18 protein-coding genes and 1 pseudogene are annotated in these 26,858 nt (G+C 31.5%); 12 read left to right on the forward strand and 7 right to left on the reverse strand.

Features of this window, described 5'->3' with window-relative positions:
• Nucleotides 1-82: 82 nt before the first annotated feature.
• The 4 genes from CPIN17260_RS00215 to rsmA are packed head-to-tail and all read right to left on the reverse strand — an operon-like array spanning nucleotide 83 to nucleotide 4,666.
• Entirely contained in the window at nucleotides 83-847 is a 765-nt protein-coding gene (locus CPIN17260_RS00215) for a pseudouridine synthase (protein WP_078440920.1), read from the reverse strand.
• An 11-nt stretch (nucleotides 848-858) separates the two neighbouring features.
• Nucleotides 859-1,821 carry a KpsF/GutQ family sugar-phosphate isomerase gene (locus CPIN17260_RS00220; protein WP_078440373.1) on the reverse strand — a complete coding sequence of 321 codons (963 nt, stop codon included), beginning with the start codon at nucleotides 1,819-1,821 and terminating at the stop codon, nucleotides 859-861.
• Between the two features lie 9 nt (nucleotides 1,822-1,830).
• Entirely contained in the window at nucleotides 1,831-3,846 is a 2,016-nt protein-coding gene (locus tag CPIN17260_RS00225; protein ID WP_078440374.1) for an RNase J family beta-CASP ribonuclease, read from the reverse strand.
• Complete coding sequence (gene rsmA / locus CPIN17260_RS00230) at nucleotides 3,830-4,666, reverse strand: 16S rRNA (adenine(1518)-N(6)/adenine(1519)-N(6))-dimethyltransferase RsmA (protein WP_078440375.1); 837 nt, start codon at nucleotides 4,664-4,666, stop codon at nucleotides 3,830-3,832. The genes CPIN17260_RS00225 and rsmA overlap by 17 nt, the downstream gene beginning before the upstream one ends.
• A 163-nt stretch (nucleotides 4,667-4,829) precedes the next feature.
• Between rsmA and CPIN17260_RS00235 the strand changes: the two genes are divergently transcribed.
• The 3 genes from CPIN17260_RS00235 (at nucleotide 4,830) to rlmN (ending at nucleotide 9,255) form a co-directional block, all read left to right on the forward strand.
• On the forward strand, nucleotides 4,830-7,202 hold the full coding sequence (locus tag CPIN17260_RS00235; protein WP_078440376.1) for an autotransporter domain-containing protein: 2,373 nt from the start codon (nucleotides 4,830-4,832) through the stop codon (nucleotides 7,200-7,202).
• Nucleotides 7,203-7,672: 470 nt separating this feature from the next.
• On the forward strand, nucleotides 7,673-8,197 hold the full coding sequence (locus tag CPIN17260_RS00240) for a nucleoside phosphorylase-I family protein (RefSeq protein WP_078440377.1): 525 nt from the start codon (nucleotides 7,673-7,675) through the stop codon (nucleotides 8,195-8,197).
• Nucleotides 8,194-9,255, forward strand: coding sequence for a dual-specificity RNA methyltransferase RlmN (gene rlmN, locus CPIN17260_RS00245; RefSeq protein WP_069633310.1), 1,062 nt, complete (start codon nucleotides 8,194-8,196; stop codon nucleotides 9,253-9,255). Before CPIN17260_RS00240 ends, rlmN begins: the two co-directional genes overlap by 4 nt.
• Nucleotides 9,256-9,672: 417 nt before the next feature.
• Here rlmN and CPIN17260_RS00250 read toward each other — a convergent pair whose 3' ends face one another.
• On the reverse strand, nucleotides 9,673-9,921 hold the full coding sequence (locus tag CPIN17260_RS00250; protein ID WP_078440378.1) for a hypothetical protein: 249 nt from the start codon (nucleotides 9,919-9,921) through the stop codon (nucleotides 9,673-9,675).
• Between the two features lie 128 nt (nucleotides 9,922-10,049).
• Nucleotides 10,050-10,970 carry an RluA family pseudouridine synthase gene (locus CPIN17260_RS00255; protein ID WP_078440379.1) on the reverse strand — a complete coding sequence of 307 codons (921 nt, stop codon included), beginning with the start codon at nucleotides 10,968-10,970 and terminating at the stop codon, nucleotides 10,050-10,052.
• A gap of 137 nt (nucleotides 10,971-11,107) precedes the next feature.
• Here CPIN17260_RS00255 and purB point away from each other — a divergent pair, with 137 nt between their 5' ends.
• The 9 genes and pseudogenes from purB to CPIN17260_RS00300 all read left to right on the forward strand — a co-directional run bounded on the left by purB (nucleotide 11,108) and on the right by CPIN17260_RS00300 (nucleotide 23,846).
• A complete protein-coding gene (gene purB, locus CPIN17260_RS00260; RefSeq protein WP_078387289.1) occupies nucleotides 11,108-12,436 on the forward strand; it encodes an adenylosuccinate lyase in 1,329 nt (442 codons plus the stop codon).
• Between the two features lie 93 nt (nucleotides 12,437-12,529).
• Nucleotides 12,530-14,902: a ribonucleoside-diphosphate reductase subunit alpha gene (locus tag CPIN17260_RS00265; RefSeq protein ID WP_069633306.1), complete on the forward strand. Its 2,373-nt coding sequence runs from the start codon at nucleotides 12,530-12,532 to the stop codon at nucleotides 14,900-14,902.
• A 230-nt stretch (nucleotides 14,903-15,132) separates the two neighbouring features.
• Nucleotides 15,133-17,373, forward strand: a pseudogene (locus tag CPIN17260_RS00270) (ribonucleoside triphosphate reductase); the annotation flags it as partial.
• A 42-nt stretch (nucleotides 17,374-17,415) separates the two neighbouring features.
• Nucleotides 17,416-18,024: an anaerobic ribonucleoside-triphosphate reductase activating protein gene (locus CPIN17260_RS00275; protein WP_069637024.1), complete on the forward strand. Its 609-nt coding sequence runs from the start codon at nucleotides 17,416-17,418 to the stop codon at nucleotides 18,022-18,024.
• An 82-nt stretch (nucleotides 18,025-18,106) separates the two neighbouring features.
• On the forward strand, nucleotides 18,107-19,141 hold the full coding sequence (locus CPIN17260_RS00280) for a metal ABC transporter solute-binding protein, Zn/Mn family (RefSeq protein WP_078440380.1): 1,035 nt from the start codon (nucleotides 18,107-18,109) through the stop codon (nucleotides 19,139-19,141).
• On the forward strand, nucleotides 19,138-20,583 hold the full coding sequence (locus CPIN17260_RS00285; protein ID WP_078398207.1) for a HoxN/HupN/NixA family nickel/cobalt transporter: 1,446 nt from the start codon (nucleotides 19,138-19,140) through the stop codon (nucleotides 20,581-20,583). The genes CPIN17260_RS00280 and CPIN17260_RS00285 overlap by 4 nt, the downstream gene beginning before the upstream one ends.
• Nucleotides 20,577-21,335: a metal ABC transporter ATP-binding protein gene (locus tag CPIN17260_RS00290; protein WP_226997023.1), complete on the forward strand. Its 759-nt coding sequence runs from the start codon at nucleotides 20,577-20,579 to the stop codon at nucleotides 21,333-21,335. The genes CPIN17260_RS00285 and CPIN17260_RS00290 overlap by 7 nt, the downstream gene beginning before the upstream one ends.
• Nucleotides 21,328-22,125 (forward strand): metal ABC transporter permease, encoded by a 798-nt coding sequence (locus CPIN17260_RS00295; RefSeq protein ID WP_078440381.1) that lies wholly within the window; start codon nucleotides 21,328-21,330, stop codon nucleotides 22,123-22,125. Before CPIN17260_RS00290 ends, CPIN17260_RS00295 begins: the two co-directional genes overlap by 8 nt.
• Nucleotides 22,126-22,415: 290 nt before the next feature.
• Nucleotides 22,416-23,846 (forward strand): catalase, encoded by a 1,431-nt coding sequence (locus CPIN17260_RS00300; RefSeq protein ID WP_078440382.1) that lies wholly within the window; start codon nucleotides 22,416-22,418, stop codon nucleotides 23,844-23,846.
• 85 nt (nucleotides 23,847-23,931) lie between these two features.
• On the opposite strand, the gene CPIN17260_RS00305 is transcribed toward CPIN17260_RS00300, so the two are convergent.
• A complete protein-coding gene (locus CPIN17260_RS00305; RefSeq protein ID WP_157887310.1) occupies nucleotides 23,932-26,691 on the reverse strand; it encodes a TonB-dependent receptor plug domain-containing protein in 2,760 nt (919 codons plus the stop codon).
• Between the last annotated feature and the right edge of the window lie 167 nt (nucleotides 26,692-26,858).

Genomic DNA, 26,858 nt, shown 5'->3' on the forward strand with positions numbered 1-26,858 from the left:
TTAGACTCAGCTAATTTAATTAAAATAATGCCATAAAATAATCTATTTTTAACACCAATATATTATATTGATAATTTTTTTATCAATACCTAACTCCATTTTGTTTTAAAAAGTCTCTCAAATCCTCGTATTCACTATTTTCAAAGTATCTCCACTTGCCATCTTTAAGCATTCCAAGCTCAACCCTTCCAAAACTAACTCTTTTAAGATCAACAACTTCCAAATCAAAATATCCAAAAAATCTTCTAAGCTCTCTATTTTTACCCTCATTTATCATAACACGAAGTTTGGTATAACCACCACTAGAACCAAATATATCAAAGGCTACAAAAGGTTTAAAATCCATAGATGTTATCTTGCTTTTTTCGTGAGCACCTTTTGTTGCATTTTGTGCAAAAAAGCCCTCTCTCATAGCATTTTTAACCTCTTCTGTTATATCTCCCTTTATCTTTAAATAATACTCTCTTTCTATATCGCTATTCATAAGTGCAGTCGCGATAGCTGGTGCATCTGTTAAAAGCAAAAGCCCTTCACTTGCAAAGTCAAGCCTACCTATACTAACAAATTTTGAAAATCCACGAGGTAAGTTATCATATATAGTTTTTCTTCCACGATCATCTTTTTTTGTTACTAACTCACCCTTTTGTTTGTTATAAACAATAACAGTAAAATCTTTCTTTTCTTTTACGAATCTACCATTTATCTTTACTTTATCATCACTGCTAACACTAACAGCCATTTTACTAACTACTTTGTTATTTATACTAACCTTACCTTGTTTGATTAGTTCGTCAGCCTCTCTTCTTGAATAGTTTGTGTTATGTGATATAAATTTATTTAGTCTCATTTTTTCTTGCATTATTTTAGTCCTAAGCTTGTTAAATCGTGGATATGAAGCACACCTCTTATCTCATTGTCTTTTAAAATTATAAGAAGTTGAATTTTAAATTTCTCTATCAAAGCTAACGCATCTATTGCTAACATATCCTCGTTATCTAACACTTTTGGATTTTTTGTAGCATAGTTTATAGCCTTTGCATTTATATCAAAATTCTCATCCATCAAAGCTCTTCTTAAATCACCATCACTCAAAACAGCAACTAATGTATTATTTTTATTAACTATCAAAACATTTCCAAGTTTTGAGTGAGTCATCACATCTATCGTAGTTTTTAAGCTTTCATCTTCATTTACTATCGGAAGATTTTCAGTTTTCATTATGTCTTTTACTTTTATAAAAAGTCTCTTTCCTAAGCTTCCACCAGGATGAAAATTTGCAAAATCCTCTTGTTTGAAATTTCTCTTATTCATCAAACAAACAGCTAACGCATCTCCTAACACAAGTGTTAGTGTCGTAGAGCTTGTAGGTGCTGCATTTAGTGGGCAAGCCTCTTTTTGTATGTCTAGTTTTAGCACCACATCGCTATAATAACCAAGCGAACTATCTTTGCTTTTTGTCATAGATATGATACTAACACCAAATCGTTTGATGTGAGGAAGTATCTTTGTTAGTTCCTCACTCTCTCCACTAAAACTTATAGCTAACACTACATCATCTTTGCTTATCATTCCAAGATCGCCGTGCATAGCCTCCGTAGGATGTAAGAAAAAGCTAGGTGTTCCTGTGCTTGCAAGTGTGGCTGCTATCTTTGCACCTATATGTCCGCTTTTGCCTACACCAGTTACTACAACTTTACCCTTAGTGCGATGTATAAGTTCGACTGCTTTTTGCATATTTTCATCTATAAGCTCGACATTTCTTAAAATTTCGTTAGCTTCTAGTGTTAGTACTTGTCTTGCTATTTTTATATAATCACCCAATTTTTTTCCTTACATTATATAAATTATTGGAACGATAGTTGGATATTTTTTCACTTTTCTAAATATATGCTTTCTTATCACTTGTCTTATTTGACTTTCAAGCATTCTATTATCTTTTAAAAGTTCCTCTTTTACATTGCTTAAAAATTGAACCAATATCTCTTGCATCTCTTTACTAAACTCAGCATCTTGCTTATTTGCAACCAAACCATAGCTTATGACCCTAGGTTTTCCTATAAGCTTTTGATTATGACTTGAAATTTGAGCTATTATCATAACTACACCAGACTCAGCCAAGTTTTGTCTATCTATCACGACATCATCAGCTATTTGTTTATTTATCTGATTATCTATAAACATCTTTCCGGTTTTTACCGTTCTTACTCTTTTTAGATGTTTGTATGATACTTCCATCTGATCGCCATCACTCATAAGATATATATTTTTCTCATTTACACCACATGCTATCGCTGTTTCTTTGTGTTTTGCTATGTGATTGTATTCGCCGTGAACAGGTAGGAAAAATTTAGGTTTTACAAGCCTTAACATTAGCTTTTGTTCCTCTTGAGCTGCATGTCCGCTTACGTGAATTTCACTAAAATCCTGATAAGCTACATTTGCTCCGCTCTTTATCAAAAAGTTCAATACCTTTGATACACTAGACTCATTACCTGGTATCGCTTTTGAGCTTATGATTATTTGATCAGTTGGTTTTATCTTTATATATTTATGCTCATCAGTTGCCATTCTATATAAAGCACTCATAGTTTCACCTTGAGATCCAGTAGTAACTATAAGCACATCGCTATCTTTATACTTAGCGACCTCATTTGCATCTATAAATATCTTTTTATCAAGCTTTATATAACCAAGTTCCATTGCTGTAAATAGGTTTCTCTCCATACTTCTACCTATCACACAAACTTTTCTGTTGTATTTAAGTCCCCAAGATATAGCTTGATAAACACGGTGGATATTTGAGCTAAATGTACTCATTATAACCCTACCTTTTGCCTTTGAAAATATCGCATCAAAAGTCTTACCAACACTACTTTCAGACTTTGTAAAGCCCTCTTTATAGCTATTTGTGCTATCACTCATAAGACACAAAACACCACGTTCACCATAATACGCTAAGCGACCAAGATCAGCAGGATATCCATCTATCGGAGTATGATCTATCTTAAAATCCCCAGTATGTATTATCGTTCCAGCTTTTGTTGTTATAGCAAGGGATGAGGCATCTATGATAGAGTGTGTCATATGTATCCACTCTATTTCAAACTCGCCTATTTGATATGGTTTTCTTTTTTCCACTGAACGAAAAAATGACCTTTCGCTTTTTAACCCATGCTCTTCAAATTTATTATTTATCATACCAAGTGGAAGTGGAGTAGCATATATAGGAAACTTAAACTCTTTGAAAAAATACGGCACCGCCCCTATATGATCCTCGTGTGCGTGAGTGATGATTATACCGGCGATTTTATCCTTTATCTTTCTTATATAGTCAAAATCAGGTATAAGTATATCAACCCCGTGCATACCCTCATTTGGAAAGCTCATACCTATATCTACTATGATAGCTGAGTTTTCAGTCTCAAACACAGTCATATTTCCGCCGATCTCACCAAGCCCACCAAGTGGGGTTATGCGTATTTTATGTTCGTTAGAGTGTAGGTATTTTAGTGGTTCAAGTATAAGCTCATGTGCAGCCCTGTTTGCTTGCATAGCCTGCGCTATATCTTGTTGCCAAGGTTCATTACCATTTAGTTTGGCTGGTAAATTCTTGCGTATTCTTTTTTTCTTAGGTGCTTTTTCACCGTTAGTGTTTGTGCTGTTTTCTTGTTTGTTTGTGTTAGGGTTAGAATTTTTTGCTTTGTTGTTTGTTGGTTTTTTCTCTTGTTTGTTTTGATTTACACCATTTTCATCTACTTTTGGTTTAGGTTTTTTATGGTTAAATCTCTTTTTTTTGTTGTCCTTACTATCGTTAGTTATAACTTTAGCTTCATTGTTTTCGCTCATTTCTTGCCTTTATTTTTTCATAAATTTTTAAATACAAGGCGACATTTGACTCGTGTGGACGAAGATTTTGGTTTATATCAAGTTCATCAAAAACTATGCGAAGTTTTTCTTTTTCTACTTTTGAACTTAAATTTTTAAACAAAGTCTTTCTAGGGGCTATAAAACAAGCTTTCAAAAAGTCTTTAAATTTATGATACTCATTTATATCACTAAAAAGACCATTATCTCCTAAAAGCTCTTGCTTTTTATCTATCCTTAGAACTGATGAAACAACTTTTGGTATAGGATCAAAGCACTCAGGAGCTACATCAAAAAGTAGCTTACAAGATCCTGTTAAATTTGCAAGTACTCCAAGAGAGCTAAACTCTCTATCTCCTCCATTACTAGCAAATTTCATAGCTACCTCTTTTTGTGTCATAGCTACTATACTTATACAGTTTTGATCTTCTAATGCATTTAATATCATCTTGGTTGCGACATAGTAGGGCAGGTTTGCCACTAATATATATGGCACATCGCTTAAACTCTTATGTTCACACCAATGCAAATTTGCATCTTTGTTTATCAGTCTAAATTGTCCATTTTCGGCTTTATCTTTAAATCTATCAAGCAAGATAGGTATAAGCTCACTATCTATCTCATAGCTTGTTACTTTAAAATCACTCTTTAAAAGCCAAAAGGTCAAATCACCTAAGCCAGGCCCAATTTCAACTATATGTTTTATATCTTTGTTATCTTTGGGAATCGATTGGATGATCTTTGATAAAACACCTGCATCTTGTAAAAAATTCTGTCCAAAATGTTTCTTAGCTTTTATCATAGCCGATATTGTATCTAAATGATACTTATAATGAAATAAATCAAATTTTTATATTTATTTTAATTTTTTATTAGTTTATATAATTAATAATATTAATTTTTAATAATAATTTAATATGGGGGGGGGTAAAATACCTAGCTAAATTTTATTTAAGGAGAAAAAGTTGAAGATTTCGATGATTGCTAGTGCAACTATTATAGGTGCAATTATGACGATAAATGTTTATGGTGATGGTTCATCTTTAAATTTAATACACGATATACAAGATCAAATCAAGTTATTAGAAGATGCTAGTAAAGATGGATTTATTGATAAGCTTAAAAAAGAAAAAGAAAAAATTGAACAAGAAAAAAACAAAGCCTTAAAACCACAAATAGAAGTAGAAAAATTAGAAGAACAAGTTAAACAAACAAAACAAGAAGCAGAAAAAGTAATAAATGAAGCTAATAATGCCGAACAACAAAAAAACAAAGTCCAAGAAGCTAAAACAGCAGCTGAAAAAGCAAAACAACAAGCAGAAGCAGAAAAAGCCAAAGCAGAACAACAAAAAACAGAAGCTGAAACAAAAGCATTTAAAAATGAAAAAATCAAAGAATTAAATCAAAGAATTAAAGAAACACATGAGTTAGGCGGTATTTTACAACAAAAATTAGACAGCAACAACTTTAAAGGTTCTAAAGAAGATCTTGAAGAAGCTATTAAAGTTTTTACAGATTATGATAAATATAGTGATCCTAATTTAATAAAATTAGCAGAAGATTCAACCGGTGAAAAAAATAATGAAAAATTAGAAATATTAGAAAAACTATCTAAAATAGGTTTGGTTAAAGAAGAACAGTTTAGTAAACTTAAAGCACTTAAAACACAACAAAATCAAGAATTAACACAATGGTTAAATGATATTATTGGTAAAAGTTATGATAAAGGTTTAAGAAAACTATTGTTAGATACAGGAAAGGAACAAGCAGAAGAAATCAAAAAAGATTTAGAAGCAGTAATTGAAGCTAGAGATTCTTTTAAACAAAAACAAACAGAATTTGAAAATAAACAAGCAGAATTCCAAAGGCAGGAACAAGAATTTGAAAGACAACAAAATTTAGCAAATCAAAAAGAAAAAATAATCACAGACCAGCAAAAAAAAGTAGAGCAAGCAGAACAAGAACTAGAAAAAGCCAAAAAGGCACTAGAACAAGCCAAAAAAGATGCTGAACAAAAAATAAAAGAGCTACAACCAAAACTAGACAAAATTAAAAAAGCATTACAAGAAGCCCAAGAGCTAGCCAATAAAGCAAAAGATCCAGAAGTAAGAAAAAAAGCATTAGAAGAACTAGAATCAAAAATAGAAGAAGCCAAAAAACAAAGAGCAAAATCTATAAGTAAAGATAAAGATTTGAAATTTAATAACAATGAAGCTCAAACAGTATTGTCTTTATTATCTGTTACTAATAATGAAGAAGTTAATAATCTATTATTAAAAACTGAAGCTGAAGACATAGCTATCTTAGCTAAAAATATAAATAACTCATTAGAAGAAGTAGCACAAGAGTTTAAAAACAATCAAGCAGTAGATACACTACTATCAAATGTTGGTTCAGCTATAAACTCAAGACTTGCTAAACTAAGTAATCCATTAAACGATGATCTAGCTTTAGCTTATGCTATAAAAAATCTAAGTGATAATAAATTTGCAGATAACGGAGATACTCTTTCAAGTGTAGTAAAAGAGTATACAAATAGATTTAACTATGACAGCAACCTATGGGGAAATATCATGGGTGGTAAAGCTAAATTAAAATCTCAAGCAAATACAAGTACTTATGGATTTATGCTAGGTTATGATAAAGCATTTGATAATATGATAATTGGTGGATATGCTGGATATACTAATGCTAGATCTTCAAGTGATGCATTAACAACCAAATCAGACAACTACCACTTTGGTGCTTATACTAGAATGTATATAGAACAAAACGAAATAGATGCTAAAGTATCTTATGGTAAAGGTAAAAACAAACTAGATAGAAAAGTAACTATAGATTCAGACTTTGATGCTAATGCTAAATACAATAGCAAGTTCTTTAATACAAGTATTGATTATGGTTATATATTTGATACAAACAATAACTCTTTTATGAAACCAATGATTGGTTTAGAGTATAGCCATATAAATACTAAAGGCTTTAAAGAAACTGGTAAAGTTCCTGTAAGCTTTAAAGGAACTACTGTAAAAACACTATCAGCTAAAGCAGCAGTAGAGTTTAGAAAATACATAGCAAACGGTAACTTCTTATACATAACTCCAGGTATCCAAAGAGAGTTAAGTAAAAGTATGAAAGATACAGAACTAGCATTTGTAAACTCAACAGAAAATATCAAATATGCATCTAAAAAAGATAAAAACACATTCTTTACACTTAAAACAGGTGCAGAGATGAAACTAACTGACAATCTATCTACAAACGTAAACTTTGGCATAAAAGCTAAATCAAAACAACAACACTACAATGGAACAATAGGACTTTCTTATAAGTTTTAATGTCTAGATAAACTATAACAACCACTAATTTATGTTGGTGGTTGTTATTTAAACCTTACTATAAAAACAAAATTATCCATCAAAAAATACAACAATCTCTGAACTAAAATATAAAGCAAAAACTACTTTATAAATTTATGAAATTTAGTAGTTTTATTTTTGTTAGTAGTTTGTAGTGGTTAGTGATTTGTTATGTTATCAGCTAACTAACAACTATAAAAATTTGTTTGTTAGCTTTTATTAAATTTCTATGTTTTGATTTATTAAGTTTGTAAGGAAAGCTTTTAATATTTAGATACCTATAATATTTCAAGACTTTTAAATTCTCATTATGATAATATAAGTATAAAATGATTATCTATGAAATTTGGTATTTTAGAATTTGATTTTTAATGTTTTAGAAATCAAATAATGTTAGTAGTTTTTGCATTAATGGTATTTAAAATAAAGATAATAATAGGAGTTAGAATTTGATAATTTGTGCCGGTAAAAGTGAGAGTTTTGCATTTGCAAAGGCTATCGGAGTAGGGCTTGTTGATGCGAGTATAAGTCTAAGTGAGATTTGTATCAAAGAAAAACCAAACGAGCTTTTGTTTGTAGGCTCTTGTGGTATTTACAAAAATGGTAAAATTTTTGATATCTTTGAAAGTAAAAACGGAACAAACATAGAAATATCATCTCTTGAAAACAACTCTTATACACCGTTTGAACAAAAGATTATTAATGATGTTTCTTGTGAAACATTGACAAACTCATCAACATTTATAACGACAAATCAAGCTTTAGCCTATAAAATGTCTGATATGGGATGCGATATAGAAAATATGGAGTTTTACTCTGTTTTAGCTGTGGCTAAGAAGTTTGATATACCTGCAAAGGGTATATTTGTTGCTACAAATTTTTGTAATGATAATGCACATAGTGATTTTATAAAAAACCATAAAAAAGCAAAAGAAATTTTAGAAAAATATTTAATAGAAAAAGGATTGATTTGAATAATTTACTTGATTATACTCTAAATGAACTTGAAGAGATAGTGAGCCCAAAGTTTAGAGCAAAACAAATTTTTGAATGGATATACAAAAAGACAGTTGATACCTTTGATGATATGTCTAGTTTGCCTAAACAGATGAGAGAGGAGCTGTCAAAAATTTATCATTTCAATCCTCTTAAATGTATAAAAGCAGAACAAAGTAGCGATAAGAGTATCAAATATCTTTTTGAAGCCTTGGATGGGTCTAGGATAGAGAGTGTACTTTTGCCTATGAAAGAAGAGCAGGTTGATGAAAATGGTAAAATTTCAAAACACGCTAGATATACTATCTGTGTAAGCTCTCAGGTTGGCTGTCGTATGGGTTGCTCTTTTTGTCTAACTGCAAAGGGTGGACTTAAAAGAAATCTAACTCCAGGAGAGATAGTAGGGCAGATACTTTGGATAAAAAAACAAAACAATATACCTTATGAAAGAAGGGTAAATATAGTCTATATGGGTATGGGTGAACCACTTGATAATCTTGAAAATGTATCTAAGGCTGTTAAAATTTTGCAAGAAAATGATGGACTAGCTATCGCACCAAGGCGACAGACTATATCAACAAGCGGTCTTTCAAATCAGATAAAAAAACTTGGTGATTTAAATCTAGGTGTTTTACTTGCTATATCACTTCATGCTGTTACAGATGAGCTTAGAACAAAACTTATGCCTGTAAATAAAGCGTATAATATCCAAACCGTTATGCAAGCTGTGAGAGAATTTCCTGTTGATATGAGAAAGAAAGTTTTGTTTGAATATCTTGTTATAAAAAATGTAAATGATAGCATAAAAGATGCAAAGACTTTGGTTAAGTTGCTTGATGGTATAAGGGCAAAGGTAAATTTGATATATTTTAATCCACACGAAGGAAGTGTCTATCAACGACCGGATGTAGAAGATATGATAAAATTTCAAGATTATTTGAGTGCAAAAGGTGTTACTTGCACCATAAGACAAAGCAAGGGGCTTGATATATCCGCGGCCTGTGGGCAACTAAAACAGAGAAATGAAAACAAATGACAACACTTGATATATTTCAGATAATTTTTATTTGTATCGTTGTTTGTGTTGGTATTGGTATGTTTGTCAAATTTGCATTTTTTGATGATGATAAAAATAGCTAATTTATCATAACTAACACTAACTTTTTAATATCAAGCTTGTTAGTCTTGGTAGCTTTTATTGGAATAATTTCGCCATTTTTATAAAACACAAATGAAATTCGCCAAATTAGAAATGCTCCAAAAGTTTATTGTTAGCTTGTTTATAGTTGCACATAATGGTGATTTAAAAGTAGCATATAAATGACTTAGCAGAAAAGAGAAATTGTTAGAAAAAATGTCTTAGCTTATAATTTTATGAAACAAATTTTAAATCGTGAAAAAAGCAATATTGAGTTAGCTTTTATGGGCTTTATTTAAAAAAACAAATGGGGTTTTAAAGCCCCATTAAGCTATTGTAAGCAAGTTTCGAACCAAATCTGCAAACTTTTTTGTAGTAGTATTTAACTTTTTTAGGTCTTGCGGAACATTTTTTTGATATTTTATATATTAAACCTATTTGATAGCAACACGGCCAATATTTTAATTTTTCACATCCAATTTTAAGGTATGTTTTGCCATCTACATCACTACTTTTTGTTACTAAATCATCCAGCTCGCTACCAAACCCAATAAAAAATAACAATAAAAGAAGTTTTTTATCTGTTTATTCTTTCTGTATTTTTCAAAAAAATCATAATTAATAATTCAGATTATAGTACTTTAAAAAATATTATTTATATGCTAAAAAAGTAAAATGATAAAACTATAAATCTATTTTTTATAAGCTTTATTATATGCTAGCTTATAAAACTCATCATAAGCATTAAAATTACTTTTTATGTTGTATTCTTTTTCATTAAAAGTGAATGACAATGAGTTTGAATGTAGTAACAATCTACTTGCACCGGTTAGCTCCAGTCTTTCTTGTTCTGGCATTTTTTTATCTAAAATTTCTATGATTTTATCTTTTGTAAGTCCATAAAGCGGATCTCCTAATATGCTATGTTGCACGTGAAACAAATGCACTCTTATCTGGTGCTGTCTTCCGGTAAACGGTGTAGCTTCTAGTAGGGTGGAATCTGTATCATCAAAATATTTTATAACCCTAAATCCAGTCAAAGCATCTTTTCCATTGTCTGAAATTTCCATTCGCATTTTTACATCATCATAGTTATTTGCAAGTCCTATTTTTGCATTTACACTAAAATCATCTTTTATAAAACCTTTTGCTAATGCAAGATATGTCTTTTTTACCTTTCGTTGTTCAAATAGCTTTTTTAACTCTATCTGTGAGTTTTTATTTAATGCGACCACTATAAGCCCACTTGTTTCAAAATCAAGCCTATGTGCAACACAAGCATTTTTACCATACAAATGCCAAATTTCATCATTTAAAGAATAAACACAATTTCTTCCATTTGGATGACTTAAAACTCCGCTAGGCTTATCAAATACCACAAAATCATCGCATTCAAATATCGGTTTTAGACCTTTTGGATTTGGCTCATAATCAATCAAATAAACATCACCGTTTAATATAGCATTTTTTTCTTTTATGACATTTTGATCGCATATAAGCCTACCTTTGTCTATAAGCCGTTGAGCTTCTCTCATACTAAAACCTTTGGCTATCATTATCTCATAGGCTTTTTGTGAGGTTGCTTTGGTTAGAAATTTATTTATGTATGGCAAATTAACCTTTCTTTTATAAGTTTATAGTCTAAAAATTTAAGTTCAAATTAAACCAATTATAACCACTATTTCAGGGCAATTTTTGTATAATTTTTTCTATTAAAATTATACAAAAAAACTCATAAAGGTCTTATAATATGGTAGAACGATATTCGCGTAAAGAGATGGCTGACAAGTGGAGTATGCAAGCTAAATATGACGCTTGGCTTAAAGTAGAACTTGCGGCTGTAAAGTCTTGGAATAAACTAGGATTCATTAGTGATGATGACTGTGAAAAGATAGTAAAAAACGCTAAATTTGATATATCAAGAATAGATGAAATAGAAAAAACAACAAAGCACGATGTTATAGCATTTTTAACAAGTGTTAGCGAGAGTCTTGGGGGTGAGAGCAGGTTTGTTCATTTTGGAATGACAAGTAGTGACTGTATAGATACGGCTGTTGCTTTACAGATAAAAGATAGCTTAGAGCTTATCATAAGAGATGTAAATGAACTACTTTCTGCACTTAAAACAAGAGCTTTAGAACATAAAAAAACTTTAATGGTAGGAAGAAGCCACGGCATACACGGCGAACCTATAACATTTGGTTTGGTTTTGGCGATTTGGTTTGATGAGATAAAAAGAGCCTTAGAGCTTTTGGAGCATTCTAAAAAGGTTATTAGTGTTGGTATGATAAGTGGTGCTATGGGAAATTTCGCGCACGCTCCGCTTGAGCTAGAAGAATTAGTTTGTGATGAGCTTGATTTATCGCCAGCTCCAGCTTCAAACCAAGTAATCCAAAGAGATAGATATGCTCAGGTTATGAATGCTATCGCAATCCTTGCTTCAAGCTGTGAAAAGATAGCAGTTGCTGTAAGACACTATCAAAGAACTGAAGTTTATGAAGCTGAGGAGTATTTTAGTCCTGGCCAAAAGGGAAGTTCTGCTATGCCACACAAAAGAAACCCAGTTCTTAGTGAAAATATAACAGGGCTTTGTAGAGTGCTTAGGTCTTATGCTATACCAGCTATGGAAAATGTTGCACTTTGGCACGAAAGAGATATAAGCCATAGCTCTGTTGAGAGATTTATGCTACCTGATTCATTTATAACAGCTGATTTTATGCTTCATAGACTTACAAATTTGATTAAGAATTTAGTTGTCTATCCTGAAAATATGATGAAAAATCTAAACCTAACTGGCGGTTTGGTCTTTTCTCAAAGAGTTTTACTTGAACTTCCTAAGCGTGGTGTTAGCCGTGAAGATTCTTATAAGATAGTTCAAAGAAATGCGATGAAGGTATGGGCTGATTTACAACAAAATAGACCAGCTATAAATGAAAATGGTGAAAGCCTATTTTTACAAAATTTATTAAACGATGAAGACTTAAACAAATCTCTTACTCAAGATGATATAAGAAGTTGTTTTGAGTATGAATACTATACTAAAAATGTAGATAGAATTTTTAATAGAGTTTTTAAATAATTTTTTATAAATAAAACATACTTCTTGCGATTTTATAACTTTAAAATTTTAACTATGCAAGAGTATGTTTATCAAATTTGGACTAGGTGAGAAATGAAAGTAATAAAAAGAAACGGAAGAACTGAAGAGCTTGATGTATCAAAAATAAAAAAATACACAACAGAAGCGATTGAAGGTCTTGAGAATGTAAGTCTTAGTGAGCTTGAAGTTGATGCAAAAATTCAATTTCGTGATATGATAACTACAGAAGAAATTCAGCAAACTCTTATAAAAACAGCAGTTGAAAAGATAGATATAGATCGTCCAAATTGGACCTTTGTTGCTGCTAGACTTTTTTTGTATGATTTGTATCATAAGATAACTGGATATAATGGCTATAATCATTTAAAAGAATATTTAGAAAAAGGTGAAAAAATAGGTCGTATTATCCCAGGTCTAAAAGAAAAATATGATCTTGATGATCTTAATGATTATATACAACCAAAAAGAGATTTGCAGTTTACATATCTTGGTATAAAAACACTTTATGATAGATATCTTATAAAAGATCAAAAAGGTGAACCTATAGAGTTGCCACAGCATATGTTTATGGTTATAGCTATGTTTTTGGCTCAAAACGAACTTGACTCTCAGAGCTGGGCAAAGAAATTTTACGATCTTATAAGTAAATTTGAAGTTATGCTTGCTACTCCTACTTTATCTAATGCGAGAACACAAAGACATCAATTAAGCTCTTGTTATATAGGTAGCACTCCTGATAATATAGAAGGAATTTTTGATAGCTATAAAGAGATGGCGTTGTTGTCTAAATTTGGTGGTGGTATAGGCTGGGACTGGAGCAAAGTTAGAGCTATGGGTGGTAGTATAGATGGACATAAAAATGCAGCGGGTGGTATCATTCCATTTTTGAAAGTTACAAATGATATAGCTGTAGCTGTTGATCAGCTTGGCACAAGAAAAGGTGCTATAGCTGTGTATATAGAACCTTGGCATATGGATGTTGGGGATTTTATAGATCTTCGCAAAAACTCAGGAGAAGAGCGCCGTAGAGCACACGAACTTTTTCCAGCTTTGTGGATAAACGATCTTTTTATGAAGCGTCTTAAAAACAACGAAAGATGGACTCTTTTTGATCCGGCACAAGTTAGCGATCTTTGTGATCTTTATGGCGAAGAGTTTGAAAAACGCTATATAGAGTATGAAAATGATGAAAGCATACAAAAAAATACAGTTATGGCAAAAGAGTTGTGGAAAAAAATTCTTACCAATTATTTTGAGACTGGTATGCCATTTTTGGGATTTAAGGATAATGCAAATAGAGCAAACCCAAATAGCCACGATGGTATCATAAGAAGTTCAAACCTATGTACTGAAATTTTTCAAAACACAGATCCAAATTATTATAAGATAAAGATCACTTTTGAAAATGGTGATATTGAGCTTTATAATGAAGAAGATGAAGTAAAAATCGATACAGGTATAGTCAAAAAAGCAAAAAAACTATCGGCACTTGATAGTATAAATAAAAAACAAATTTTTATAGTAGAAAAAGAAAATATAGAGGGTAAAACAGCTGTTTGTAACCTAGCAAGTATAAATCTAAGTAAGATAAATACAAAAGAAGATATACAAAGAGTAGTGCCTATAGCTGTAAGAATGCTAGATAATGTAATAGATCTAAATTTCTATCCACATAAAAAAGTAAAACAGACAAATTTACATACAAGAGCTATAGGACTTGGTGTTATGGGAGAGGCTGAAATGCTAGCTACAAAAGGTGTAAGCTGGGGTAGTTACGAACATCTTAGTCTTATAGATAGTGTTATGGAAAACATAAGCTATAATGCTATTTATGCTAGTTCAAATTTAGCGGTTGAAAAGGGTGTTTATCCTAGCTATGAGGGCTCAAAATGGAGTAAGGGTATATTTCCTATAGACTCAGCAAGTGAAAAAGCAAAAGCACTTGTTGATAGGGGCGGATTGTTTGATGATGATACTTGCGATTGGGATAAGCTTAGGAAAAAAGTAAAAGAAGATGGTATGAGAAATGGCTACTTGATGGCTGTCGCTCCAACTTCAAGTATAAGTATCTTAGTAGGAACTACACAGACAATAGAGCCAGTTTATAAGCGTAAGTGGTTTGAACACAATTTAAGCGGAATGATACCAACTGTTGTGCCAAATCTAAACACAGATACTTGGCAATACTACACACCAGCTTATGAGTTAGATCAAAGAGTTATTATAAAGGCAGGTGCTATTAGACAAAAATGGATAGACCAAGGTCAAAGCCTAAATATATTTATAAGCTTAGATAAGGCTAGTGGTGGATATCTAAGTGAAATTTACACTCTTGCTTGGGAGCTAGGGCTAAAATCAACTTATTATCTAAGAAGCGAAAGCCCTGATAGTGAAAAGGTAAATAATGTAGCCGATAGATCTATCGAATGTCAGGGTTGTCAGTAATGAAAATATCACCTAAGTTTTATGCTTAGGTGGTTTATAAAATCCATAATATTAATAAAAAAATACTAAAATTTCAAACATTATTATAATATTTATTATCAAAATATAACAATTTTAATAATAAATTAAAAAGTTCTTTATTTATTATTTTTTTGATAGATAATATCAATTTGCTTAAACTTTAAGCTTTTTTTTTATATACTCCAGAGGAATTTTATATAGGGTGGGATATGAAACAAGTTGTAAAAAGAGATGGAAGTAAACAGGATTTTCAAGCATATAAAATTGTTGATGCTATAAAAAAAGCATTTGAGAGTGAAAATTTAGATTATGATGAAAATGTATTTACAAATGTTGTTCAAAGCATCTTTCAAAAACAAAATATAGCTACCGTTGAGGATATACAAGACAGTATAGAAAAAGAGCTTTTTAATACTGGTTATTTTAATGTCTTAAAGAGCTTTATGCTTTATAGACACACTCATAAAATGCAAAGAGAGCAAATTCTTGGACTCAATAAAGATACAACTTATATAAACTCAACCCAAACTATAAATGAATACATAAACAAATCAGACTGGAGAATTAGTGCTAACTCAAATACAAGCTATTCAAATGCAGGTCTCATAAATAATACAGCCGGTAAGGTTATAGCAAATTTTTGGCTTGATAGTGTGTATAGCAAAGAGGAAGGCATAGCTCATAGAAATGGCGATTATCATATACATGATCTTGATTGTTTGACAGGGTATTGTGCTGGTTGGAGCCTTAGAGCCTTGCTTAATGAGGGCTTTAATGGTGTTAGAGGTAGGGTTGAAAGCAAAGCACCTAGACATTTTAGACAAGCACTGTCTCAAATGGCGAATTTTTTAGGAATACTTCAAAGCGAATGGGCGGGAGCTCAAGCTTTTTCTAGTTTTGATACATACCTTGCTCCTTATGTTTTTAAAGATAAATTGAGTGATTTACAGATAAAAAAGGCTATAACTAGTTTTATTTTTAATCTAAATGTTCCAGCCAGATGGGGACAAAGTCCATTTACAAATGTTACTATAGATATATCTTGTCCTGATGATTTACAAGAGCAAATCCCAACGATAAATGATGAGCATATTTTTAAGCACACAGATGACTCTGAGCTTTTGAAAGAGGCTAAAAAAAGAGGTCGCAATAGTCTTATTGATATGACATATAAAGATTTTGAGCCTGAAATGCACAGAATAGTGAAGATTTTTTATGAGGTTTTAACGGCTGGAGATAAATGCTCACAACCTTTTACATTTCCTATACCTACTGTAAATTTAACAGAGGATTTTGACTGGGATAGTGAAGTTGCTGATATTTTGTTTGAAAATACAGCAAAAATGGGGTCTAGTTATTTCCAAAATTTCATAGGTAGTCAATACATTATTGATGAAAACGGAAACAAAATACCAAATGAAAAGGCATACAAACCGGGTGCTGTTAGGTCTATGTGTTGTAGATTGCAACTTGATTTAAGAGAGCTTTTAAAGCGTGGTGGTGGTCTTTTTGGTAGTGCTGAGATGACTGGAAGTATAGGTGTTGTTACTATAAATCTAGCAAGACTTGGTTATGAGTTTAAAAATGATAAAAAAGCGCTTTATGATAGGCTTATGTATCTTTTAGAGTTAGCAAAATCAACTCTTGAAAAAAAGAGAAAATTTATACAAGAGATGTATGATAGAGGTCTTTATCCATACACAGCTAGATATCTTAAACATTTCAATAATCATTTTAGTACTATTGGTATAAATGGTGCAAATGAGATGATTAGAAATTTTACAGATGACAAAGAAGATATTTCTACCGATTTTGGTAAGGAATTTGCACTTGAAATGATAGAGTTTTTAAGAGATAAGATAAAATCTTTTCAAGAACAAACAGGAAATTTATATAACCTTGAAGCAACACCGGCAGAAGGAACTACTTATAGATTTGCAAAAGAAGACAAAAAAAGATTTAAAGACATCATACAAGCCGGAAGTGGAGATAATATATACTATACAAACTCTACTCAGTTACCTGCTGATTTTGGGGATGATCCTTTTGAAGCACTTGATTATCAAGATGAACTCCAATCAAGTTATACAGGAGGAACCGTATTTCATCTATATATGAAAGAAAAGATAAGTGATACCCAAACTTGTAAAAAACTTGTAAAAAATATAGTCCAAAACTATAAACTTCCATATATTACCATAACACCTGTGTTTAGTGTTTGTGAAAAGCATGGCTATATAGCAGGGGAACATGAGTTTTGTCCTATATGTGATCAAGAGTTACTTAATAAATATAAAGGAGCATAAATGCAAGAATTTCCACAAGAATTGCAATCAAAAAGAACAAGATGTGTTGTATATACAAGAGTTATGGGGTATCATAGACCAGTTGAAAGCTTTAACCTTGGTAAAAAAGGTGAACATAGAGAGAGAGTTAAATTTAAACAAGAATGTGATTTTAAATCTTATAAGAATATTTAAACCAATATCAATATGGGTATTTTTAAAATAACACCATTTAATTTAACTGATTATGCTGGCAAGATAGCTTGTGTTGTTTGGTTTTGTGGTTGCAATATGAGGTGTCAGTATTGCTATAATACAGAGATAGTTTTAGGTGAGCCTTATATAAGCGATGAAGATTTTTGTAAATTTTTGGATTCTCGCAAAAATAAACTAGATGCTGTTGTGTTTAGCGGTGGGGAATGCACTCTTACAAAATCTTTTTTAAAACTTGCAAAAGAGGTTAAAAAAAGAGGTTTTTTACTTAAAATTGATACAAATGGAACAAATCTAAAAATCCTGAAAGAAGCTATCCAGCTCGGACTTATAGACTATATAGCTCTTGATTTTAAATCCTTAAAAGAAAAATTTAAAGATATTACAAACTCAAATTTATACGATGAGTTCATGAAAACTTTAAAATACCTAATAAGTATAAATTTTGACTTTGAAGTTAGAACAACCGTGCATAACTCCCTTTTAAATAGTGATGATATCCATTCTATGTATAAATTGTTAAAAGAAGAGGGTTATAATAACGAATATTTTTTACAAAATTTCTTAGATACTGGCGAAAATTTTGGAAATTTAAAAGCTTGAGTACTTTTAATTTTTAAGTAGCAACTTAGTTGCATTTTGTTAAACTCTATGACTTTTATTTTTAAAATCAAAGGAGATTTTTATGAAAAAAACACTTTTATTCGCGATCGTTGCCGCTACCGCTCTTTTTGGTAAGCCACTTGTAAGCACATCTATCTTACCCACAAAATATTTTGTAGAACAAATAGCTGGAGATACTTTAGATGTTAATGCTATGGTTGAAAAAGGATCAGATCCTCATACTTATGAGCCAAAACCACAACAGATGAAAGAGCTTGAAAAAAGCGATTTGTATTTTGCTGTTGGTATAGAATTTGAAGATACTTGGCTTGAGAAATTTAAAAAAGCCTATCCAGACTTAAATATAATCCATACAGATAAAGGCATAGAAAAGATAAAAATGGCTGCACATCATCACCATGATGACGATGATGATCACGATGAGCATCACGAGCATGATGGCGATCATCACGATCACGATAAAGATCACGATGATGACCACGATCACGACGGCGACCATCATGACAAAGACCATGATGATGACGACGACCATGATCATGCCCACGATAAAGACCATCACGATCATGATGATAACCATCATGCACAAGCGCATCATCACCATCATGGCGAACTTGATCCACACATCTGGCTTGATCCAATGCTTGTTAAAGAACAAACAAAAACAATAGCACAAGCTTTAATTAAAAAATACCCAGAAAACAAAAAACTTTATGAGGAAAATTTAGATAAATTTACAAAAAGACTTGATGAGTTGGATAAATATATAGAAAAAACATTAAAACCTTTTGAAGATTCTATATTTATAGTTTATCATCCATCTTGGGGATATTTTGCAAAAAGATATGACTTAAAACAACTTCCTATTGAGATAGAAGGTAAGGAGCCAAAACCAGCTGAACTTGCTGAGCTTATAGAAGAGGCAAAAGAGCATAATATAAAAGTTATCTTTGTTGCTCCGCAGTTTTCTCAAAAAACAGCTAAAATCATAGCAAAACAAACAGGTTCAAAAGTTGTTGAGATAGATCAGTTACCTCTTGAATGGGAAAAAGAGATGAAAAAAACAGCTGAAGTCTTTGCCAAAAGTCTTAAAAATTGAAAAATTTTTTTTTAGTTATTATCCTTAGTGTTAATACATTTGCGTGTGCGTTGTGTGCTTTATATAGCCCTACCGCACACGTAACCACTAAATTTCATACAACAAATGATAATATAGATAGTGTAAAACTTATCTGGACATTTTCTGAAAATTTTTCAAATTTGATGCTTCAAACATATGATACAAATTCAGATAAACACTTTGATAAAAGTGAATTGCAGGTTGTTTTTAGATCTCTTTTAGACTATCTTGTTCCAAATGGATTTTTAACTAAAATATCGTATTACAAAGGCGATGAAGATGCAAAAGATGTCTTGCTTAAAGTAAAAGATTATAATATATTTTTTGACAAAGGGCGGCTGAGATTTGAAGTTGAGTTTTTATTGGGGATAAAAATAGAACAAAACCTTGTTATGCCTATAGAAGTTTTTGACAAAAATGAGTATTTTTATTTTACTTTTATGGATGAAAAATCATACGAAATATCGCCTAGTTATTGGGTTGTTCAAAACATAAATGCAAACATAAATTTCTTTAAAATAGTAAAAAAAGAGGTTGCAAAGCAGGATGATGCCAAACCAAAGTTAAAAGATGTAGTAAGTTTGCAAGAAAAAGAGCCTGATTATTCTTATATAGATGAGATTGATGCTAATAAATTTGACTCTTTATCAAAGGTAAGTCTTGGATTTTTAGATAGACTAAAGCAAATTTTTAAAGACAATCAAAAAAATCCAACTATATTTTCAACATTTTTGATACTGTTTTTTTCTTTTGTTTATGGCTTTTTGCATGCTGCTGGTCCAGGACATGCTAAGCTTTTAACCGGAAGCTATTTTGCTGCAAATGGAGGAAGTTATCTTAAAGCTTTTAACTTTTCTATAAAAGTTGGTGCTATGCATGTTTTGGGAGCTTTTATCTTAGTTGGAACTACATTTTTGACACTTAGTAAGATAGACTTAATACTTTCTAGAGAATTATCAAGAATTTCAACATTAATTTGTGGCATTGTGATAGCAATGATAGCTATTTATATGCTATATACAAAACTTAAAAAAACAAAACCAAAATATACTTGGAATACACACGAAAGTGGTTGTGGTTGTGCATCTTGTGCGAGCATAAACCTAAGCAAAAATAGCACATATAAAGACTGGGTTATAGCGGCTTCATCTGCCTTGATACCTTGTCCGGGTGTTATTTTGGTGTTTATACTTGCTTTTGAGCTTGGAAGTTATTTTACGGGTATACTAAGCGGTATTTTTATGGCTCTTGGAATGAGTGTTGTTATATTTTTATCAGCCGTTTTTGGCCAAAAAATAAATAACAACTCTATATCAAAAATAAGAAATTTTAAATCCTATATAGAGCTTATTGCTATTTTGATAATGTTTGTTCTAGGAATTTTTATGATTTTTATTTCATCAAAAAGTAGTATATTTTGAATATGATTGAATTAAAAAATGTTAGTTTTAGTTATGATGATACAAATTTTGTTTTAAAAGATATTGATTTAAATGTAAATATTGATGATTTTTTGGTTATCATAGGACCAAATGGAGGCGGAAAAAGCACACTTTTAAAGCTTATGTTGGGACTTTTAGAACCACAAAATGGAAGCATAAAAGTATTTAACAAATCTCCAAAAAATATAAGCAATGTCATAGGTTATGTTCCTCAAAGCTTTATGCACAATCAAAACTTTCCTATAACTGTTATAGAAGTAGTATTAATGGGGCTTATAGATAAAAAAATATTTGGTTTTTATACAAAATCACAAAAACAAGAAGCTTTAAAAGCCCTTGAAATGGTGAATATGCAAGATTATGCCAAGGTTCGCATAGATGAGCTTAGTGGTGGTCAAAGGCAAAGGGTTTATATAGCTAGGGCATTATGTACAAAGAGTAAAATTTTAATGCTTGATGAGCCAACGGCTAGTGTAGATACAAAAACACAAGCAGAAATATACTCTTTGCTAAAGCATATAAATGCTAATGGCATAGGTATAGTGCTTATAAGCCATGATGCAAATATCGCTCTTAGCTTTGCTACAAAGGTAGCTTATGTGAGTAAAAATCTTCATTTGCACGATATAACACCTGATTTAAATAAACAAGAATTTATAGCACATCTAGTTAAAAATCATAACCATTTTTGTGATGTTGAGCTTGCTTTAAAGGAGTGTGGCTGTGATTGAGATTTTACAACTTGAGTTTATGCAAAACGCATTGCTTGGCGGATTACTTGTAAGCATAGCTTGTGGTGTTGTGGGTTCTTTGGTCGTTATAAATCGTATGGGTTTTATAGCAGGAGGCATAGCACACGGTGCTTATGGTGGCATAGGTATCGCCTTTTTTTTCTCGCTTGAGCCATTGCTTGGAGCGACAGTTTTTTCTTTATTGCTCGCTATAATTATCGCTAAAATAACACTTGTTGACAAGACAAAGATAGACTCTATCATAGGTGCCATTTGGGCTTTTGGAATGGCACTTGGTATTATCTTGATAGATCTCACACCTGGTTATAATGTTGATTTGATGAGCTATTTATTTGGCTCTATATTAGCTGTTGGCGATAGTGATTTGGTTTTTATGCTTGTTTTAAACTCTATATTTATTATACTCGTTGCTAGTTTATATCGCCAATTTGTAGCTATTAGCTTTGATATGGAGTTTGCAAAACTTCGTGGTGTAAATGTAAATTTACTGTATTATGTGATGGTTTGCATGATGGCGCTTTGTGTAGTCGCTACGATACGAGTTGTGGGGCTTATACTTGTTATAGCACTTATTAGTATACCATCTATAATGGCAAGTGGATTTACAAAAAGACTTGGTTCGATGATGGTTTTATCATCAATCATAGCTTCATTTTTTTGTATAGCTGGACTTTTTTTAAGCTTTGAGTTTAATCTTACAAGTGGAGCCAGTATCATACTTGTAGCTTCTTTGTTCTTTTTTATATTTTGTTTTAGATTTAAGAAATAAATATCTTATTTCTTAAACTTTTAAAGAGTAAAAACAATAATTATTTTATCTATACTTCAAATATAGATAGTTTCAAAAAACTGGATTTAGTGAAGATAAAATTTATGAATGCCATAGAAGTATATACTACTTGCAGTGCATACATAGTCATACAAATCTTAAAAATAAATTAAACAACATATAAAATTTAAAAATTTATATTTTTTTGAATTTTTTAAAAGATTAAGCTTTAATTAATACTAAAAGAATATAATTATGAAATAATAAAAATTATTAATAAGGAAAAAATAATGAAACAATTAACTACGACTTTTGGAAATCCAATAGCTGATAATCAAAACTCACTAACAGCTGGCAGTAGGGGAGGCATAATGCTACAAGACTATCAGCTCATAGAAAAACTAGCTCATCAAAACAGAGAAAGAATCCCTGAAAGAACAGTTCATGCAAATGGTAGTGCGGCTTATGGAGTACTTGATATAACAGAAGATATCTCACAATACACAAAGGCAAAGGTTTTGCAAAAAGGCGAAAAAACCAAGCTACTTTTGAGATTTTCAACAGTTGCAGGCGAGGCTGGTGCAGCTGATGCTGAAAGAGATGTTCGTGGATTTGCACTTAAATTTTATACAAAAGAGGGTAACTGGGATTTAGTGGGCAACAATACACCTGTATTTTTCTTAAAAGACCCTTATAAATTCCCTGATTTTATCCATACTCAAAAGAGAAATCCAAGAACACATATGCGTTCAGCACAGGCAGCTTGGGACTTTTGGAGCTTAAGTCCTGAAACACTTCATCAAGTTACTATACTAATGAGCGATAGGGGTATTCCGGCAAGTTATAGACAAATGCACGGATTTGGTAGCCATACATATAGTCTTATAAACAAATATGGAAAAAGAGTTTGGGTTAAATTTCACTTTAAAACAAGACAAGGCATTAAAAACTTAACAAACAAAGAAGCCAATGAAATAATAGCAAACGATAGAGAAAGCCACCAAAAAGACCTATATGAAAATATAGAAAAAGGAAACTTTCCAAGCTGGGATTTTAAAATCCAAGTAATGACAGAAGAACAAGCTAAAAAGCTTCCTTATAGTCCGTTTGACTTGACTAAGGTTTGGTCGCACAAGGATTTTCCGCTTATAAAAGTTGGTGTAATGACTCTAAATGAAAATCCAAATAATTACTTTAATGAAGTAGAACAAGCGGCATTTAGCCCTTCAAATATAGTTCCGGGCATTGGATTTAGCCCTGATAGAATGCTTCAAGCTAGGATTTTTAGCTATCCCGATGCACAAAGATATAGGATAGGCACTCACTATGCACAGCTTAAAGTAAATCGCCCTATAAACGAAGTAGGCACTTATACTGTTGGTGGTGCTATGAATAATGGCGCATATGAGATAGAACAAAATGCTTACTATGAGCCAAATAGCTATGGTGGCGCACAGGAAAATAAAGAATTCCTTGAGCCTGATTTGGCACTTGAGGGTCTTATGAAAAGGTATGATCATAGAGAGCTAGATGATGATTATTACTCACAGCCAAGAGATTTGTTTAATCTTATGAACGACTCACAAAAAAAGCAACTTTTTAACAATATAGCTGAGAGTATGGCTGGTGTTAGTGATGAGGTTGTAAATAGAGCTTTGGGGCATTTTGAAAAAATATCAAGCGATTATGCTAATGGTGTTAGAAAAGCTTTGAAAAAATAACTTATAAAATAAAGCAAGACAAGGTGTTTGACTTTGTCTTGTGTAAAAAATCCCTCTAAAGTATAAAAGAGGGAATTTTATTTTATTAGAATTTATATGTAAACATTAATTTTGCTGTTCTACCACGAGCAAAGTTGTTTTGGAAGTATTCCGTATAAAAGTATTTTCCATTTTTTTGCTTTGTGTGAATCACTTTTGCATATTGTGATGCTGAGTCGTTATTTGCATCAAGTGGATTCACGTATAGTTTGTCTGTTAAGTTGTCTATAGCAAATTTTATCATAAGATTTTTACTAGGTTCATATATAGCATAAATGTCGTATATTATAGGCTGGCTTTCAAATTCTTCGTATTCTGCTATTTGACCTATACTTTTATATTGGTTGCCTTTTGAATCTTTTGGACATTGTAAAGCTCTTTCAAAATTAAAATTACCATGTTGATCTAATGGATGAATAGGCTTAGCTCCACCTTCGCACATTAAAGTTGTATCATATTTGCTTCTTTTACTCTTACCATAGTATTTTGCAATACCTCCTAGTGTAAGTTTTTGATCAAATAATCTTACTCCTAGTTCAAGAGAACCGTATTGATTAGGTAATATTGTAACCTTTGTTAATCCAAAACTTTGTGCATCGGCTTGATCCACGGTTATATTATCCGCAGTCCTTGATATATCACTATAAGAGGCTGGTTGATTTGTTTTTTGTTTTGCAAAGCTTACATTTGCAAAAAATGTCCCCATATCATAGCTTATTTCAGCCTCGAAACCGTTTATAGATACTTCTTCATTATGGTTTCTGTGATATATGGTTCCGACAGTAACAGGTGTACCATCTAGATATTTTCCAGGAACTACCCTATAGCTTAATATATTGTGTATAAAATTTTCAATTCTTGTTTGATATCTTGTGAATTTATATCCTATTGTATCGTTTTTTGTAATTACTCCTTGAGTAAATCCATTAAATCCTATTTGTTTGGTTTTGGCTGTTTCTGGTTTTAGGGATAAATTTTTTCCAGCATTACTTAGGTTTGAAAAAAACATTTCTTGTATAGTAGGTGCTCTGTGTGTCCTTGACAGCCCTATAAAAGGTGTAAAATATTCATTAAGATTGGCTGCTAACATAAAAGAGTAATTTAGAAAATGATCTTTAACTTTATCTTGTTTTGTTATTATATTGTTTGGATTTTGTGTGAAACCTTTTGGCACTTGTTCGTTTGTATCAGGGTCATTAACTAAAGTCCAATCATAGTAAGGCTTATAAAGTTCTTTTAATCTATTAAAATCCGGCTCTAATGCATCTCTTTCTTTTGAATTTTTGGGTAATTTTTTCCAGATCTCATCAAGTTTGTTCCATTGATCGTTTAATTCATCAACAAATTGGCTAACTGTAAGCAGGCTTTCGCCTTTATTTTTATACTTAACAAAATTTATATTATAATCAAAAGTTAATTTATCCCAATTGATTGAATTGTCTAAGTAAAAAGCTTTAAATTTTTGTTCTCCTTGTGGAAAAAATGAATTTGTTGGCAATGCTGCATTTATTTTTTCTGCTTCAGAAAAAGTGCCACCTAAAAACTCACTAGTTGATACTAGGCAGTCATCATTATCCTCTCCTTCTTCACAAATTTTATAAATTTTAAGTTCATCAGGATAGCGATTTCTAGAGTATTTATTTTCTAATATGTTTAAACCAAATGTGGTGCTTAAAGTTGAATCTTTGGGCAGTTCAAACTCAAATGTGTTACTTATATCAAATATCTCAGCTTTATTTTCTCCGGCAAGCGGCTTGTTTATTCTTCTATTTATTATCTCAGCACCTATATCATAGTTTTGTTGATTGAAATTATTTGAGTATAGAAAATTAAAATTAATCAAATTATTATCCGGTATATTTAGATTATAATTAATCTGTTTCGTTTTATTTTTTATGCTTCTGCCTGCTAAATGGTTGTTGAGAGTTCTGTATTGTAATTCAAGTGAGTTATAGTCATCTGTATATTCTATCTTAAAGATATCGCTTTTTGGTTTTTGTCTCACTTTTTCTGGATCATATGGTGTTGAGTCATATGGAGATTTTTGAGGATAATATTCTCTTTCATAGTCATCTGATATACGTTTTGTATCTCTAAGTGATTTTTGTTCGTGAGTCTCGCCACCACCAACTTCATAGTTTTGAGATATGGTTTTTTCACTATGCCCATATAAAAATCCAAGAGCACCACCGTAGTTAAAAAATCTCTTTCCAGCCACTGCAAACATATGCTCAGGTCTCATATCATTACTGCCAACTTGGCTTTTTACCATACCACCTATATCTCTATCAAATCTTAATATATCATCAACTCCAATTGTCTTAAAATTTGAAGAACCCATTAAAGAGTTTGCGCCACCACTTCCTTTAAAAGAGCCTCTGTTTAGCTCAACACTTGTAATAAATGATGGATCTATGGATGCACCAAACTGAGATCCTGCACCACCCTTACCACCGGTATCTCCACCACTACTATAAAATGTTTGAGAAACACCATCTACCATCGTATTTACTCTACCAAAACCAGTACCACCTCTTATATTTACAGTAACAGCCCCCGCACCTTTGTTCATCTGTGTAAATGTCCCAGGTATCGATCTTATTATAGTGTCAAGTGTTTTATCTGATTTATTTATCTCATCTCTAATACTTACGGCACCGCTTTTTTTATATGCTTCAATCCTTTCTTTATAGTATTGATCAACAATCTCTACTGAATCTAACTCGACTTCATTCGCGGCGTGTGCAGTAGACAAAATATTTGCAATCAAAACTATGCTAAGTCCGGTTTTAAACAAATTATTCAATACAACTCCCTTTAATTGCTTAAAATTTTTAAAAAATGTTTGTATTATATAGCTAAAGAATTTAAGATTTTATAAATTCTGATAATTGTAATCAAAATTATAATTTTAATTACATATCTTGTATGTTTGCGATATTGCATTAGTAGGCTAGATTTAGGCTATTTGGT

Source organism: Campylobacter pinnipediorum subsp. pinnipediorum (genome assembly GCF_002021925.1).
GTDB lineage: Bacteria > Campylobacterota > Campylobacteria > Campylobacterales > Campylobacteraceae > Campylobacter_A > Campylobacter_A pinnipediorum.